This is a genomic window from Amycolatopsis sp. VC5-11, assembly GCF_037034185.1.
GTDB classification, from domain to species: domain Bacteria; phylum Actinomycetota; class Actinomycetes; order Mycobacteriales; family Pseudonocardiaceae; genus Amycolatopsis; species Amycolatopsis nivea.
Window position 1 is genome coordinate 49,863 of the sequence record NZ_JBAGKF010000010.1, and the last position, 15,848, is coordinate 65,710.

At 69.0% G+C, this 15,848-nt stretch carries 12 protein-coding genes; 8 read left to right on the forward strand and 4 right to left on the reverse strand.

Annotated features, from left to right (window positions below):
* Positions 1–101: 101 nt before the first annotated feature.
* A complete protein-coding gene (locus WA670_RS27295) occupies positions 102–671 on the reverse strand; it encodes a YdcF family protein (protein WP_336159254.1) in 570 nt (189 codons plus the stop codon).
* A 129-nt stretch (positions 672–800) separates the two neighbouring features.
* Between WA670_RS27295 and WA670_RS27300 the strand changes: the two genes are divergently transcribed.
* The 5 genes from WA670_RS27300 to WA670_RS27320 all read left to right on the forward strand — a co-directional run bounded on the left by WA670_RS27300 (position 801) and on the right by WA670_RS27320 (position 7,036).
* Entirely contained in the window at positions 801–2,450 is a 1,650-nt protein-coding gene (locus WA670_RS27300) for a sigma-54-dependent Fis family transcriptional regulator (RefSeq protein ID WP_336159255.1), read from the forward strand.
* A 63-nt stretch (positions 2,451–2,513) separates the two neighbouring features.
* Entirely contained in the window at positions 2,514–4,013 is a 1,500-nt protein-coding gene (locus WA670_RS27305; RefSeq protein WP_238604640.1) for an aldehyde dehydrogenase family protein, read from the forward strand.
* Positions 4,014–4,041: 28 nt separating this feature from the next.
* Positions 4,042–5,163, forward strand: coding sequence for an NDMA-dependent alcohol dehydrogenase (locus tag WA670_RS27310; RefSeq protein ID WP_037810481.1), 1,122 nt, complete (start codon positions 4,042–4,044; stop codon positions 5,161–5,163).
* A complete protein-coding gene (locus WA670_RS27315; RefSeq protein ID WP_134664975.1) occupies positions 5,160–6,098 on the forward strand; it encodes an AAA family ATPase in 939 nt (312 codons plus the stop codon). Before WA670_RS27310 ends, WA670_RS27315 begins: the two co-directional genes overlap by 4 nt.
* Positions 6,099–6,280: 182 nt before the next feature.
* Positions 6,281–7,036, forward strand: a complete 756-nt coding sequence (locus WA670_RS27320) for a vWA domain-containing protein (protein ID WP_167754114.1) — start codon at positions 6,281–6,283, stop codon at positions 7,034–7,036.
* 491 nt (positions 7,037–7,527) lie between these two features.
* Here the strand turns inward: WA670_RS27320 and mftR are convergent, their stop codons facing one another.
* Positions 7,528–8,172, reverse strand: a complete 645-nt coding sequence (mftR, locus tag WA670_RS27325; RefSeq protein WP_238604642.1) for a mycofactocin system transcriptional regulator — start codon at positions 8,170–8,172, stop codon at positions 7,528–7,530.
* A gap of 280 nt (positions 8,173–8,452) precedes the next feature.
* Between mftR and WA670_RS27330 the strand changes: the two genes are divergently transcribed.
* On the forward strand, positions 8,453–9,061 hold the full coding sequence (locus WA670_RS27330; RefSeq protein WP_037820762.1) for an acetate uptake transporter: 609 nt from the start codon (positions 8,453–8,455) through the stop codon (positions 9,059–9,061).
* 17 nt (positions 9,062–9,078) lie between these two features.
* Here the strand turns inward: WA670_RS27330 and WA670_RS27335 are convergent, their stop codons facing one another.
* A complete protein-coding gene (locus WA670_RS27335) occupies positions 9,079–9,537 on the reverse strand; it encodes an Lrp/AsnC family transcriptional regulator (RefSeq protein ID WP_037820760.1) in 459 nt (152 codons plus the stop codon).
* Between the two features lie 175 nt (positions 9,538–9,712).
* Here WA670_RS27335 and WA670_RS27340 point away from each other — a divergent pair, with 175 nt between their 5' ends.
* Both WA670_RS27340 and WA670_RS27345 read left to right on the forward strand, forming a co-directional pair.
* Positions 9,713–13,156, forward strand: coding sequence for an indolepyruvate ferredoxin oxidoreductase family protein (locus WA670_RS27340; RefSeq protein ID WP_134728901.1), 3,444 nt, complete (start codon positions 9,713–9,715; stop codon positions 13,154–13,156).
* 521 nt (positions 13,157–13,677) lie between these two features.
* Positions 13,678–15,045 (forward strand): IniB N-terminal domain-containing protein, encoded by a 1,368-nt coding sequence (locus WA670_RS27345; protein WP_238604644.1) that lies wholly within the window; start codon positions 13,678–13,680, stop codon positions 15,043–15,045.
* Here WA670_RS27345 and WA670_RS27350 read toward each other — a convergent pair.
* Positions 15,039–15,845: an SDR family NAD(P)-dependent oxidoreductase gene (locus WA670_RS27350; RefSeq protein WP_238604645.1), complete on the reverse strand. Its 807-nt coding sequence runs from the start codon at positions 15,843–15,845 to the stop codon at positions 15,039–15,041. The genes WA670_RS27345 and WA670_RS27350 overlap by 7 nt on opposite strands.
* Positions 15,846–15,848: the final 3 nt, after the last annotated feature.

Genomic DNA, 15,848 nt, shown 5'->3' on the forward strand with positions numbered 1-15,848 from the left:
GCTCGCGGCGCCAGTGCGTGGCAAGCACGCCCCGGCCGCCAACGCACCGCAAGATGTCTCCGGCCGGTGTTTGCCAGCGCGCCACCCGAGCGAACCCCGGCTCACCCCCGCAGCCGCCGCAAATTCCGTTTCCCCATCACCGCCAGCACCGGCTTCACCGTCAGCCACTCCCCGAACCGGTAATCCCGCGCGGGAACCAGTCGCTCCGCCAGGTCCGGCCGGTGCCGTCGCAGGTAATGCCGCGCCTTCTCCGCATGCAAAGAATTCGAGACGATCTTGATCCGGTCCGCGTCCTCGATCAACGGCACCGCACCCAGTACGTTCTCCCACGTCGACCGGCTCTCGGTTTCGAGCACTAGCTCGCCACGGTAGCCGTACTCCCGGGCGTACCGGGCCATCAGTGCGGCTTCGGTCTCCGTGCCGCCGACGGCTCCGCCGCATAGCACCAACCTCGACGGGCCTGGTGCCTGCGAACGTACTGCCGCTCGCACTCGCCAGCGATTCACGAAATTGGCCCGCGACCCGCGGTTGCGGTAGCCGAGCGCGACCACTGCCTCGCCGGTGCCCGACGTTCCGGGGCGGTCGCCCATTCCGCGGCGCGAGGAGCGCCAGTGTTCCCATTCGGCCCAGCTGAACACCACGACGAAAAGCATCAGAAAACGGCGCGCCACTCACCCGATCCTACCAGTGTCCACAAAGGACACACCGGGGAACGGAAGAACGCACGTCTGGAACTTGTCGATCCGCGAAGGTACTGTCACACGAACCGCTACGTCGCCGTCCGGTAGTCGGGAGGAGCAGTGTCGCTCGGAGGGATACCGTCGCAGGGCTCCGCTGTCCTGCGGCCGCCGATCGCCGATTCGTGGCGTCGGTCCCGGCTGTTCGGCGTCGAGCCGGAGCTGGACCGGGGCGCGATTTCGATCGGCGAGGTCGATCCGCGCAGCAGGCTGATGACCGCCGCCCGTCCGGTGCTGGACCAGCTCGTCGAGCAGCTCACCGGCACCCGGTTCTCCATTCTGCTCGCCGACCGCGACTGCCGCCTCGTCTTCCGCTGGTTCGGCGACCGCGGCCTGCAGCACCAGCTGGAAGAACTCGGCGTGCTGCACGGTTCGCAGCTCAGCGAGGGCCGCGTCGGCACGAACGCGCTCGGCACGCCGCACGAATCGCGCCAGGCGGTGGAAATCCACGGCCAGGAGCACTACGCCGACGCGTTGAAGCGGTTCAGCTGCTACGGCCATCCGATCCGGCATCCGCTCACCGGCCGGATCGAAGGCGTCCTCGACATCACCGGCGAAAGCGACAGCGGCAATCCGCTGTTCGGGCCGCTGGTGAAACGCGTCGTCGGCGACATCGAACAGCTCGTCCTGGAGAGCGCCCGCGCCTGCGAACGGCGGCTGTTCCTGGCGTTCCAGCAGGCCACGCACCATCGCAGCGTCCCGGTCGCGGTGCTCGGCGGCGATCTCGTGTTCGCCAACGAAACCTGCATCGAACACCTTCGCCCGGCCGATCCGACCCTCTTGCGCACGTTGCTGCCGCAAGTGCCGGAACGCGGAGTATTCGACACTCGCCTCGATGTGGGTGACGGAATCAGTCTTTCGGTCGTAGCCGAACGCGTGGAGGGTTCGACAGACGGCGCCGTTTTCCGGATCGCGCGGAGCACCAGCAGCAGCACCCGGAAACCCGTCCCCGCACCGGCAAAAACCGCGCGCTCGGTCCTCATCGCGGGCGAACCCGGCACCGGCCGGACGACCGAAGCCCGCGCGCGAGCCGGCGTGGACGATCCGGTCGTCCTGCACGCCGCGGCCGCGCTGCGCGAGGAACCACGAGACTGGGCAACAAGATTCACCGACCTCGTCGCGCAGCCGCGCACCGCCGTCGTCCTGGACGACGTGCATCTGCTGCCGGAAAGCTTGCTTCCGTTGGTCGGCGAGGCGCTCGACAACCCGGGATCGGCCCGGTTGCTGCTCACTTCCGTCCCCTCCGACGCAATGTCCCCAGCCGTAGCGGCGATCGCGGCGAGATGCGCGGAAACCGTCGCCCTCGCCCCGCTGCGCGAACGCCTCGACGACCTGCCCACGATCGCCGCGGCGATGCTCCGCGATGAATATCCCGACCGGAAACCGCACTTCACCGGTACCGCGCTGGCCGCGCTGCGGACGCATCCGTGGCCGGGCAACCTGCACGAGCTGCGCGCGGTGCTGCGCGAGGTGTCCCGCCTTCCGTACACGGGGGTGATCGACCTCGCCCAGTTGCCACCCGCGTGCCGCGGCAGTTCCCGCACGAGGCAGCTCGGCGGGCGCGAGCTCGCCGAACGGAACGCGATCGTCACGGCGTTGCGCGCCAGCGAGGGCAACAAGCTGCGCGCGGCCCGCGAACTCGGCATCAGCCGCACCACGCTCTACCGCCGCATGCAGGCGCTGGGCGTGACCGACGACTGTCCACTTCTGTAACACTTCGCCCCCGGTCCGCCGGGTGACGATGACCTCCGTCACAACGAAGTGAGGAGGCGCCAGGTGACCGCAACGGTGGAATTCCCCCTGCACACCCAGGTCCGGGAGTTCGTGTCCGGCCCGCTGGAGCTCTTGATCGGCGGGCGCTGGGTCCCGGCCGCGTCGGGCCGCACGTTCCCGACCTACGACCCGGCCACCGGGGAGAAGATCGCCGAGGTCGCCCACGGCGAGGCCGAGGACGTCAACCGCGCCGTCGCCGCCGCGCGCAAGGCGTTCGACGAGGGCCCGTGGGCCGCCATGAAGCCGAACGAGCGCGAAAGGCTGATCTGGCGGATCGGCGATCTGCTGTCCGAGCGGGCGGACATCTTCGGCCAGCTGGAAGCGCTCGACAACGGCAAGTCCGCGGCGATCGCGACCGCCGTGGACACCGGCTGGGCCGCCGACGTCTTCCGCTACTACGCGGGCTGGGCGACCAAGATCGAAGGCAGCACGGTGAACGTGTCGATGCCGTTCGCGCCGGACGCGCAGTTCCACGCCTACACGCTGCGCGAGCCGGTCGGCGTGTGCGGGCAGATCATCCCGTGGAACTTCCCGCTGCTGATGGCCGCGTGGAAGATCGCGCCGGCGCTCGCCGCGGGCAACACCGTGGTGCTCAAGCCCGCCGAGCAGACGCCGCTGACCGCGCTGCTGCTGGGCACCCTGTTCGAGGAAGCCGGATTCCCGCCCGGCGTGGTCAACATCGTCACCGGGTTCGGCGACGCCGGGGCCGCGCTGGCCGCGCACGACGGCGTCGACAAGGTCGCTTTCACCGGTTCGACCGAGGTGGGCAAGAAGATCGTCCAGGCGGCGAGCGGAAACCTGAAAAAGGTTTCGCTGGAGCTGGGCGGGAAGAGCCCGAACGTGGTGTTCGCCGACGCCGATCTCGACCTCGCGGTACCCGGTTCGGTCAACGCGTGGATGTTCAACCACGGCCAGTGCTGCGTCGCCGGGACGCGGCTGTACGTGGAGGACACGATCTTCGAGGAGTTCACCCAGGCAGTCGCGCAGGCGGCGAGCCAGGTGAAGATCGGGCCGGGCCTCGACCCGGAAACCCAGCTGGGCCCGATGGTTTCCCAGGAGCAGTTCGACCGCGTCTCGCGCTACCTCGGCGAAGGGCTCGCCGACGGGGCCCGCGCGCTCACCGGCGGAAAACGCTGGGGCGACACCGGATACTTCATCGAGCCGACCGTTTTCGTTGACGTGAAACCGGAATTCAGCATCGTCCGGGAAGAGATCTTCGGCCCGGTCGTGGCGGCCATGCCGTTCAACGCCGAACAGGGCGTGGCCGCCGCGGCCAACAACAGCGAGTACGGACTCGCCGCCGGGGTCTGGACACGCGACGTCGCGAAGGCGCACCGTACTGCGAAGGAACTGAAGGCAGGCTCGGTGTGGGTCAACCAGTACAACGGCTTCGACACGGCGATGCCGTTCGGCGGCTACAAACAGTCCGGCTGGGGCCGGGAACTGGGCGCGGCCGCGCTCGACCTCTACACGCAAACCAAGTCCGTGAACATCGCGCTGTGATCCGCCCGCTCGAACAAAGGAGTTCCCGATGAAGACGAAAGCTGCGGTCGTCTACGAGGTGGGCAAGCCGATCGAGGTGGTCGAGCTCGACCTCGAAGGCCCCGGCGAGGGCGAGGTGCTGATCCGGTACACCCACGCCGGGCTGTGCCACTCGGACGTGCACATCGCGCACGGCGACCTGGAGGCCCGGCTGCCGATGGTGCTCGGGCACGAGGGCGCGGGCATCATCGAGGACGTCGGCCCCGGCGTCACCCGCGTCAAGCCGGGCGACCACGTGGTGTGCTCGTTCATCCCCAACTGCGGCGTGTGCCGCTGGTGTTCCACCGGGCAGCAGGCGATCTGCGACATGGGCGCCACGATCCTCGAGGGCTACCTGCCCGGCGAGCGGTTCCCGTTCAGCGGCCCCGGGCCGGTCAAGCAGTACGGCGCGATGTGCATGCTCGGCACGTTCAGCCAGTACTCGACCATCCACCAGAACTCGGTCGTGAAGGTCGACGACGACCTCCCGCTCGACAAGGCGGTGCTCGTCGGCTGCGGCGTCCCGACCGGATGGGGCTCGGCGGTCAACGCGGCCAACGTGCGTCCCGGCGAGACGGTGATCGTGTCGGGCGTCGGCGGCATCGGCATCAACGCGGTGCAGGGCGCGCGCTACGCCGGCGCGAAGAACGTGATCGCGCTGGACCCGCTGGAGAACAAGCGCGAAAAGGCGATGGAACTCGGCGCGACGCACGCGGTCGCGACGCCGGAGGAGGCGGCTGAGCTGGCGCAGTCGTTCACCAACGGCAACGGTGCGGACAAGACGATCGTCACCGCGGGCATCGTCACCGAGGAGATCGTGACCGGCGCGTTCAACGCCACCGGCAAGGGCGGCACGATCGTGCTGACCGGGCTGAACAAGCTGTCGGTGAACAACGTCAACCTGCCCGGTTCGATCCTGACGCTGTTCAAGAAGACGGTGAAGGGCAGCCTGTTCGGCGACTGCAACCCGACCGTGGACATCCCGAAGATCCTCGGGCTGTACCAGAGCGGGGATCTGAAGCTGGACGAGATCATCACCCGCACGTACACGCTGGAAGAGGTCAACCAGGGGTACGACGATCTGCTGGAGGGCCGGAACGTGCGCGGCGTCCTGGTCCACGACGCACCGTGACGGCTTTGTCGGCGGACTGCGGGCCGGTTTCCGGTCCGCAGTCCGCGGTCCCCCTCCTGACCGCGGACGTGGTCGGCCGCCGCCGAGAAATCGAACTCCTGCTGGCCGGTTTGGATTGCGGCGCGCACGTCGTGCTCGAAGGCCCGCCCGGCACCGGCAAAACCACCCTGCTGCGCGCTGTCGCGGAAGCAGGCGGTTCACCGTTTGTATTCGTCGAAGGCAATGCCGAACTAACGCCCGCGCGCCTAGTCGGTCAGTTTGACCCTTCGCGAGTGCTGGCCGAAGGCTACGTGCCCGAGACCTTTGTGGACGGTCCGCTCATCGAGGCCCTGCGCACCGGCGGCCTGCTGTACGTCGAGGAAGTCAACCGGATCCCTGAGGAAACCCTCAACGTCCTGATCACGGTCATGTCCGAAGCCGAACTGCACGTGCCACGCCTGGGCCGAGTACGCGCGGCGGACGGATTCCGTTTGGTAGCCGCGATGAACCCGTTCGACGCCGTCGGCACCGCGCGTATTTCGTCGGCTATTTACGACCGGGTCTGCCGGATCGTGATGGGCTATCAAACCCAAGACGAAGAAAGCGACATCGTAGCCCGCCGCAGCCCCGCGGTCCCTGCTGAATGGCGCGACCGAGTCGTAGACCTGGTACGCCGCACGCGCAACCACGCCGATGTCAGGGTCGGTTCCTCAGTACGCGGCGCCATCGACGTAGTGCGACTGGCAGTTTCCCTAGCCCGCATCCGCAACGCGTCGACCACAGATTGGCGAATCGGCCACGATGCCGCACTGGCTGCGTTGTCCGGCCGAATCGGCCTGCACGAATCCAGCGGACGCACCGCGGAATCGGTGATCGACGAACTGTATGTAGCGGTTTTCGGCGAGGAATCCCCGCCGCAGGATTCCGAAGGCGGCGACCCGCCGGGGGAAGCCTAAGCCCGCCACCGGCGGGCCCACAGCAACACCAACGCCCACCCCGGCCAGGCTCAGCGCGGAGCAGCACCACCCCGCGCTCTGAACTCTCCCGGAACGGCCGTTTCGCGGAAATCTCGCCCGAGGTAGGCGTCCTGGACGAGGAAGCGTTCAGCACGGTCTTCCGCGAGGATGCAGACGAAGCAATGGCCTTGCTGGTCGAAATGAGCAAGGCCACCGACGAGTCCCTGCGCGCAGCAGCACGAGATCTGGCCCGCAGACTAATGATCGACGTCGCCCGCCGCGGCGTCGCACGAGGCCGAGGCGTAGGAAAACTACGCCGCGACCGAGCCGACCGAGGCGGCGAACTAGACCTGGACCGCTCCTTGCCCGCACTAGTAGACGCAGCCGCAGTCGGCCGGGTCCCAGCACTGGACGACCTAGTGTCGCGCCGCTGGGCCCGCCCAGAATTGGCCCTATGCCTGGTAATCGACACCAGCGGCTCAATGACCGGCGCGCGACTGGCCGCAGCAGCCCTCACCGCAGCAGCCTGTTCGTGGCGGGCTCCAGTTGAACACGCGGTGGTGTCCTTCGCGCGGAACGCTGAGGTGATCCGCCCGCTGCGATCCTCCCGATCGAAGTCCGCGGTGGTGGAGTCGGTGTTGTCGTTGCGAGGACACGGAGTCACCGCATTGGCCGCAGCTTTACGGAAGGCGAATGAGCAACTGGCTACCTCGCGCGCAGCAAGGAAAACGGTTCTCTTGCTGTCGGATTGCCGGGCCACGGATGACCAGGACCCGCTGCCTGCCGCTCGCGCGTGCGAAGAGCTGCTGATCCTGGCCCCCGCAGAGGATTGCGAGGAAGCCGAACGCTTCGCCCGTGAAGCCGGTGCCCGCTGGCGTCCGCTAAGCGGTGCCGCAGCCGCCCCCGCCGCACTGGCCGTGTTGCTGGACCGTACGTGAGGGCCACCCTCACAGCCGCTGATTCCTTCAGGGTTCCCCTCACGCCCCGCCGACGGTCCGTGAAGGGCTCCTTCACGGACTTGGATTCCCTCAAGGAGCCCTTCACGGCCCGCCCGCCCGCTCGCCCCGCGCCCGCCCGCCGCGCCCGCTCGGGATGCGCCCCAATGCGGCATTGGGTGCGTCGCATGCACCGAACGCCACTTTGGGTGCGTCGCATGCACCGAACGCCACTTTGGGTGCGCCACATGCACCCAAAGTGGCATTGGGGCGCAAGCCCCCACCCCAACGAAACCGTCACCGATGCACTCAACTCGAAGTGCACCCACACCACCCCCGCACCCCGATACGAAGCTCTCCTGCGGTCTGAGGGTGCTTGTCAAGGCATCTTTCCCGCCTTGACAAGCACCCTCAGACCGTCAGCACAATCAAGCTTCGGGGTGCCCCACGCAACCGCCACGGCAAGGTCGCCGCCAGGCGACGAGCCGAGCCCGTCAACCAGACCCAGGCTCCCCAACCAACACCTCATCAGCAAACCCAGCCGCCAACGCCCGCAACCCGGCATCCAAATACAACGTCAAATCAGCATCCGCCCGAGCCGACCACCGCTCATAAGCCGCCCGGCACGTAGCCAGCACCGCCCGCCCCACCGCCAGCGGATACAACGAATCCTCAGCCTGCCCAGTCCGCCGAGCCACAAACCCGATAACGGCCCGCTCCCAAGCGTCATAATGCCGAGTAGCACTAGCCGCCAACTCAGCCACAGTACTAAGCAAATTCATCCGCATCCGCAGCTCGGGCACATCCTCAGCCCGGTAATGATTAGCCGCCAACACTGCCCGCCGCACAGCCTCCAGCACGGGCACATCCTCCGGAGCCTCAGCAAGCAACTCCCGGATCGTGTCCACCTCGGAGTCGAACTCGTTCCACAAGACGTCCGACTTGGCGTCGTAGTACCGGAAGAACGTCCGCCGGCTCACCCCGGCCGCAGCCGCGATCTGATCCACCGTGGTCTCGTGAAACCCCTGCTCAGTGAACAGCCGCAGCGCGATCTCCTCGAGCTGCCGCGCGCTCGTCCCTCGAGGCCGCCCCCGCCGGGGCCGCGCCTCGCCAGACTCGCCGACCGGATCTGCAGGCATGCCTCCCCCTCCCGCGGGCGCTTCTGTCACCGGGTGACACTACTCGGCCGCGCACCCCCGGCCACCACAAGGCCGCCCCGGCGAGATCCACAATGGATGGTCGAGTTAACGAAGAATGCGCGATAAAAGACACTAAGTCCGAAACAAACCCCATTCACCGATTCCCGCGGCGATATCCCTGAATTGCCACTCGAAAGAGGGACCTTGTGGACAGTGGACAAGTCTGTTGCGCCCGGTGTCAGATGTGAAGATCCTGCCGCAAAGCAGAATCGAGGATCCGATGAGTGAGACCGCTGCTCGCCCGACCTCACCCGCCACCGCCGGGATCGCCGATCCGGGACCGCTGGGCCTGGCCGGTTTCGCCGCTACCACTTTCGTCCTGAGCGCGGTGAACGCCGGTCTCATCCCCAAGACCGTCGAACCGGTCGTCCTGCCGCTGGCCCTCTTCTACGGCGGGCTGGCCCAGCTGCTCGCCGGGATGTGGGAATTCCGCAAGAACAACACCTTCGGCGCGACCGCGTTCGGCACTTTCGGCGCGTTCTGGCTGGCTTTCGCCTTCTACGTCTGGCAGTTCGCGGCGAAGATCCCGCCCGCCGACGCGGCGACCGCGACCGGGATGTTCCTGTTGGTGTTCACCATTTTCACCGGCTACATGATGATCGCGTCGCTGCGCACGAACGCCGTCCTGATCGGCGTGTTCGTCCTGTTGTTCCTGACCTTCCTTTTCCTCACCATCGGCGAATTGGGCGGCGCGGAAGGCGCGGGCAAGATCGGCGGCTGGCTCGGGCTCGCCACCGCGGTGGTCGCCTGGTACGGCTCGTTCGCGGTCGTCACCAACACCACCTTCGGCCGCACGGTGCTGCCGACCGGGACGATCGGCAAGCGCTAGCCAGGCGGGAGCCAACGTCACTCCGGCCGCTCCTCACCGCGCACCCAAGAGTCGAGCACGATCAAAGTACGCGTACTGGTGATCCGGTGGCTGCGCCGCAGCTCGTCGATCGTGGCCTGCAGATGCGCCATGTCGCGGCTGCGCAGCCACACGACCGCGTCTGGGTCGCCGGCGATGGTGAACACCGCCTGCGCCTCCGGGATCCGGGTGGTGGTCTCGACGATCTCCGCGACGTTCGTGCTGCCGAAGAACCGCAGCTGCGCGAACGCCTCGATGCCCCAGCCGAGCTTCGCGTGGTCGACCTGCACGGTGAAGCCGGTGATCACGCCCTTCTCGCGGAGCCGGTCGACGCGCCGCTTCACCGCCGCGGTGGAGAGCGACACCCGCCCGGCGATGTCCGAGAACGTGCGCCGGGCGTCCTCGCGGAGCAACGCGATGATCTCGTGGTCGGTCGCGTCCAGCAGTTCTTCGGCCATGAGCGGCATCGTACGCAACAGATCTGCCCGATCCGCCCTCTCGCGCGTCATCCTTTGCGTCCTTGCCACTACAGTGGCCGGGCACGTTGCGCCGGGGTCCGAGCGTGAGGTGAGGTGGCTCACGTCCCAACGGCGGGTGCCCGTGGGCTTGATGGCGTGCGGAAGGGAAGTGCGGATGAACGCCTTCACGTTGGAAGACCGGTACGTGCGCGAAGCGGGCACTGTCTACTTGACCGGGGTGCAGGCGCTGGTGCGCGTCCTGCTCGACCGGATCCGGCTGGACCGGCTGAACGGCGCGGACTCGGCGGCCTTCGTGTCTGGGTACCAGGGTTCGCCGCTCGGCGGGTTCGACCTCGAGCTGGCACGGCGGGCGGGTCTGCTGGCCGAGCACAACATCGTGCACAAGCCGGGCGTGAACGAGGAACTCGGCGCGACCGCGGTCATGGGCAGCCAGCTGGCCGCCCGAGCAGGCACGATGCGCCCCGACGGCGTGGTCGGCATGTGGTACGGCAAGGCCCCGGGCCTCGACCGCGCCACGGACGCGCTGCGGCACGCGAACCTCGCCGGCACCGATCCGCGCGGGGGCGCGGTCGCGCTGGTCGGCGACGACCCCAACGCGAAATCCTCGACCATCCCGTGTGCGTCCGAGCACGCGCTCGCCGACCTCGCGATGCCGGTGTTCTTCCCGGCCGATTCGCAGGACGTGCTGGAGCACGGCAGGCACGCCGTCGAACTTTCCCGCGCGAGCGGGCTGTGGTCCTCGATGAAGATCGTCGCGAACGTCGCCGACTCCGGCGGCACCGCGCTGGTCGATTCGGAATGGACCGCGCCGGAGATGCCGGAGGGCGCGTACAAGCACCAGCCGAACAGCCGTCTCCTCGGGCCGGAGCTGATCACGCTCGAGCACAGCCTGCACCGCGTGCGCCTGCCGCTTGCGATGGAATACGTGCGGGCCAGCGGAATCAACCGGATCGTCCGATCCGGACGGAACGATCGGGTCGGCATCGTCACCGCCGGGAAGTCCTATTTGGACCTTCGGCAGGCGCTGCGGATGCTCGGCCTCGACGAGTCCGAGCTGTCCCGTTACGGCATCCGGCTGCTGAAACTCGGCGTCGTGTACCCGGTCGAACCGGGCATCATCAAGGAATTCGCCGAGGGCCTCGACGAAATCCTGGTGATCGAGGAGAAGCGCGCGCTGGTCGAACCGGCGATCAAGGAGATCCTCTACGGCCGCACCGGCGCGCCGCGCGTGTACGGCAAGTCTGACCAGCACGGTCAGGTGCTGTTCACCGAACTCGGCGAACTGGACCCGGACCGCATCGCGAGCGGCCTGGCCAAGCGCCTGCCGGACGCGGAACCCGTTGCGGCGTGGAAACAACGGCGTCGCCGCGAGCGGATTTCGGTGCCGCTGCTGGCCCGCACGCCGTACTTCTGCTCCGGCTGCCCGCACAACTCGTCCACCAAGGTCCCGGACGGCACGCTCGTCGGCGCCGGAATCGGGTGCCACACCATGGCTTTGTTCATGGAGCCGGAGCAGGTCGGCGAGGTCGTCGGCCTGACTCAGATGGGCGGCGAGGGCGCGCAGTGGATCGGCATGGCCCCCTTCGTCGAGACGCCGCACCTGATGCAGAACATCGGCGACGGCACGTTCATGCACTCCGGCAGCCTCGCCGTGCGCGCGGCGGTGGCGGCGGGCGTCGACATCACCTACAAGCTGCTGTACAACTCCGCGGTCGCGATGACCGGCGGTCAGGACGCGGTCGGCGGGCTGTCCGTGGAGAAGGTGGCGGCGCTGCTGCTGACCGAGGGCGCGGCGAAGGTCGTCATCACCTCGGACGCGCCGCGGCGGCTGCGGAAGCGCAAACTGCCGCGCGGGGTCGAGGTGCGCGATCGGTCGGAACTTCTTCGCACGCAAGAAGAACTCGCGGCGCACCGCGGGGTCACGGTGTTGATTCACGAGCAGGAGTGCGCGGCGGAGAAGCGGCGCAAGCGCCGTCGCGGGAAGCAGGAAACGCCCGCGCGCAAGGTGTTCATCAACGAACGCGTCTGCGAAGGCTGCGGCGACTGCGGGGTGAAGTCGAATTGCCTTTCGGTGCAGCCGGTCGAGACGGAGTTCGGCCGTAAAACCCAGATCCACCAGGCTTCGTGCAACGTCGACTACTCGTGCCTCGACGGCGACTGCCCGTCGTTCCTGACCGTCGTCCCGACCGGCGAGGTCAAGCGGCGGCATCTCGCCCCGATCGGCGCGGACGCCGTGGCGGAACCGGAGAAAACCCGGTCCGACGTCGCCGTGCGGATCACCGGCATCGGCGGCACCGGCGTGGTCACCGTCGCGCAGATCCTCGGCGTCGCCGGGGTTCTCGACGGCAAGCAGGTGCGCACCCTCGACCAGACCGGCCTCGCGCAGAAGGGCGGCGCGGTCGTCTCGGACGTGAAGATCTCCGCCGGCGCGGTCGAGCAGGCCCCGAAGCTCGCCAACGGGGAGTGCGACCTCTACCTCGCGTGCGACGCGCTGGTCGCCGCCGACCCGGCGTACCTCGGCGTGGCCGACGCCGAGCGGACGGTCGCCGTGGTGTCCACTTCGGAGGTTCCGACCGGGCGAATGGTGGTGGACAAGGAAGTTTCCTACCCGGACCAGTCGAGCATCCGCGGCGCGCTCGGCGACGCGACCGCCGCCGGGCACTACCTCGACGCGCGCGGCCTCGCCGAGCAGATCTTCGGCGACGACCAGTTCGCCAACATCCTCCAGCTCGGCGCGGCGTACCAGACCGGCTCGCTCGCGGTCACCGCGGAGAGCCTGGAACAGGCCATCAAGATCAACGGAACCGCGGTGGAGACGAACCTGCAGGCGTTCCGGCGCGGCAGGCAGCTGGTCGCCGACCCGGACGCGCTCAACGCGGAACTCTCGCCGTCGGCGGAGGACCCGGCCCCGGCCGCGGTCGACGCGGAAGCGGTCCGCCGGGTGCGCGCGCTGGTGCGGGCCGACGGCGAACTCGCCCGGGTGCTCGACCTGCGGATCCCGGACCTCATCGCCTACCAGGACGAGCGCTACGCGCGGGAGTACGCGGAGTTCGTCGAGCGGGTCCGCACCCGCGCCAGTGCTTCGGTCACCGAGGCAGTCGCGCGCAATCTCTACAAGCTCATGGCCTACAAGGACGAGTACGAGGTGGCGCGGCTGTCGCTGGACCCGCAGCTGACCGCGGAAATCGAAGCCCAGTTCGGCGTCGGCACCCGGTTCGCGCACCGGCTGCACCCGCCGGTGCTGCGCGCGCTGGGCATGAACCGCAAGATCAGCCTCGGCGGCCGCAGCTTCCGGCCGGCGTTCGCGGCGCTGCGGGCCATGCGCAAGCTTCGCGGGACGAAGCTGGACCCGTTCGGCCGCGCCGAGGTCCGGCGGGTCGAGCGGGCGCTGATCGGGGAGTACCGGCAGGCCCTGACGCGCGCGCTCGAGGTGGCCGACCGGGGCGACTCCCGGCTGGTCGAGCTGGCCGCGCTGCCGGACGCGGTGCGCGGGTACGAGGAGATCAAGCTGGCGAACGTGGCGTCCTACCGGAAGCGGCAGGAGGAACTGCTGCGGGAGCTGGAGACGCCGGACTCGGTACGGGTCGCCACTGCCTGAGCCGGAGTCAGCCGCACTGTTGCGGCAGATTCCGCACCTAATCCCCTTAATCGGAGCGTGATCAACCTCCGCAAACGGCATCTAACGCGGATTCCGTGCCGAACTTCCGCGAAACCTCCGAAACGGCGGGAGGGCCGGGCAAACCCGGTCTCCCGCCGTTTCGGCTTTCCCGCCACGCCCGTCCCGGCGCGAAAAGCCCTGTAGGTGTCACACCAATGGGTGGTCCTGGCGAACCTCTTCGGGCGACCCGCGTCCGTCCCCCGATCGGTGGGGTGGGCGGCGCCCGGCGGGGTGGCACGACGGCAGCCCTGTGACCAGCGCGGACGCGCCGAATCCCCTAATGCCCCTAATCGGGGGAGCGGCGAAGTCCCTAGTGGGTGCCCCGGCTAACCCGGGTGACCCCCCGATGGCGGGCATTCGGCGGCGTCCTATGTTCGGAAAAGGAGCCGGCTCTGGGGCCGGCTCGTCCGTTTCTCGGACACCCCACCCCGATCCGTTGTCACCACAGGAGAATACAAACTATGGGCCCGGTGCAGACGCTGCACGAATTCGCGCTGAACCTGCTGAACGACCCGCAGTCGCTGGCGGAGTACAAGGCCGACCCGCAGGGGGTGCTGAACGGCGCCGGTCTGGGCGAGCTGAACCCCTCGGACGTGCAGGACATCATGCCGCTGGTCATGGACAGCGCCCCGCTGCCCGCCGCTCCCGCCGTCCCGGCCGTCCCCGCGGCGCCGGGCGTCCCGGCCGCGCCGAGCATCCCGGCCGTGCCGGGCGTGCCCGCCGCGCCGAGCGTTCCGTCCGCTGACCTGGGCGGTGCCTTCGACCAGGCGAACTCCGCCGCCGAGCCGGTGGCGCACCAGGTCGGCGACGGCCTCGGCGGTCTCGCCGGCGCCCTGCCGAACCTCAGCCCGGTCTTCGAGGGCGTCAGCAACGTCGCGGACGCGACCGGCCTGAACACCGTCACCCACGGCGCGCTGGGCGCGGTCTCCGGCGTGCTGGACCACGTCGCCGAGGCGACCCACTCGGTGCCGGTCGTCGGCCCGATCGTCGACGCCGCCGCGATCGACACGCAGAACACCGTCAACGCGGTGGGCGAGCACGTCTTCGACGGCAAGCTCGTCGGCTCCGCGGTGGACGCGACCACCAACCACCTCGGCGACGCGCTGACCTGGAAGGCCGTCGTGGCCGAGTCCGGCAAGCTCCCGGTCGTCGGCGGCCCGGTCAGCGGCATCGTCGAGGACGTCCGCCAGGGCGGCTCGCACCTGCTGGGCACCGTCAACGAGGCGATCGGCTCGACCCCGGTCGGCGTCCACGAGGACAGCCTCCGCGCGGACCTGACCCAGGCGACCGGCGACCTGACCCAGGCCGGCGACCTGTCCGGCACGCTGGACCACGCGACCGGCGCGGTTCCGGGTCTCCCGGCCGTCCCGGCGGTGCCGGGTGCGGGCGAGCTGCCGCAGGTGCCCGGTGTCGGTTCGCTGCCGCAGGTCCCGGGTGTCGGTTCGCTTCCGGCCGTGCCGGGCGCGGGCGAGCTGCCGCAGGTTCCGGGTGTCGGCGCGCTGCCGGCCGCCCCGTCGGTCCCGGGCGTCGGCGAGCTGCCGCACGCTCCGGCGCTGCCGGCCGCCCCGAACGCGGGTTCGCTGACCCACGCCATCGAGGGCGCGACCGCGCACGCGCCGGCCGTCAACGCGGCTGCGCACCACGTCACGAACACCGTTCAGGACGCCGTCGAGACCGGTGCCCAGCACGCGACGACCGGCGAGCTGCCGGACGCCTCGCACGCCGCGCCGGTGCTCAACGAGGTCCAGAACCACCTGCACGACGTGGCGGGCGGCCTCGAGTCGCACGCGAGCAACGTGCACCTGGACAGCCTGCACCTGGGTCACTGATCCTGGCGCGTTAAGGGTTTTCCCGCCGCGGGCTCGGGCCGGTCACGGTCCGGGCCCGCGGTGTTTTCTGTGCCGGGCAGCAGCGACAGCACCAGTTCGCGATCCCGGAAGAGGCCGCCGGTGGGAGCACCGGCCGGCAACGTCGCGGCCCACACCACGCCGCGGGCGCTTTCGCTCGCCGGGCGGGCCGTGTCCTCGTCGCCGCGTTCGGGATGGGTGGCGGTTTCTCCCGGATCGACGGCGTTGACGAGGATCGGGGTGTCCCGCAGCGCCGAGGCGAGTACGCCGGTCAGGGTGTTCAGCGCGTGCTTGGCGAAGGAATGCGCTGGCGCGCGGAGGCTCGCGCCGAGGTCGAGCCCGGTGGAGATCTGCAGCGCGGAAATGCTGGAAACATTGACGATCCGGGCGGCCGGAGCCGCTTTCAGCGAAGGAAGCAGCAGCTGCGTCAGCTGCCACGGGCCGAGCACGTCGATGTTCAATGCGGATCGGACGGCGGGCAGATCGACGTCGAGCGCGGACAGCGTCGCGAAATCGACGACGTCGCTGGCATTGTTGATCAATACGTCGAGGTGGCCGAAGGTTTCGGCCACCTGGTCGGCGGCGGCGGTCATGGTGGCGAGATCGGCGAGGTCGAGCCGTAATGCGGTGGCGTTCGGGAGTTGTGCGGCAAGGGATTCGGCGCGGGCGAGGTCCCGGGCGGTGAGGACGACGTGGTAGTCCTGCCCGGCCAGAAGCCGGGCGATGGCGAAACCGAGGCCGGCGGCGCGGCTGGTTCCGGTGATCAGGGCGGTTTTCGACACTGC

Bases quoted from the DNA above. Each gene is read 5' to 3' on its own strand.
- mftR (WP_238604642.1), bottom strand. From the start codon at position 8,172: ATGCCTGCAGATCCGGTCGGCGAGTCTGGCGAGGCGCGGCCCCGGCGG.
- WA670_RS27310 (WP_037810481.1), top strand. From the start codon at position 4,042: ATGAAGACGAAAGCTGCGGTCGTCTACGAGGTGGGCAAGCCGATCGAG.
- WA670_RS27320 (WP_167754114.1), top strand. From the start codon at position 6,281: ATGGCCTTGCTGGTCGAAATGAGCAAGGCCACCGACGAGTCCCTGCGC.
- WA670_RS27335 (WP_037820760.1), bottom strand. From the start codon at position 9,537: ATGGCCGAAGAACTGCTGGACGCGACCGACCACGAGATCATCGCGTTG.
- WA670_RS27340 (WP_134728901.1), top strand. From the start codon at position 9,713: ATGAACGCCTTCACGTTGGAAGACCGGTACGTGCGCGAAGCGGGCACT.
- WA670_RS27345 (WP_238604644.1), top strand. From the start codon at position 13,678: ATGGGCCCGGTGCAGACGCTGCACGAATTCGCGCTGAACCTGCTGAAC.
- WA670_RS27330 (WP_037820762.1), top strand. From the start codon at position 8,453: ATGAGTGAGACCGCTGCTCGCCCGACCTCACCCGCCACCGCCGGGATC.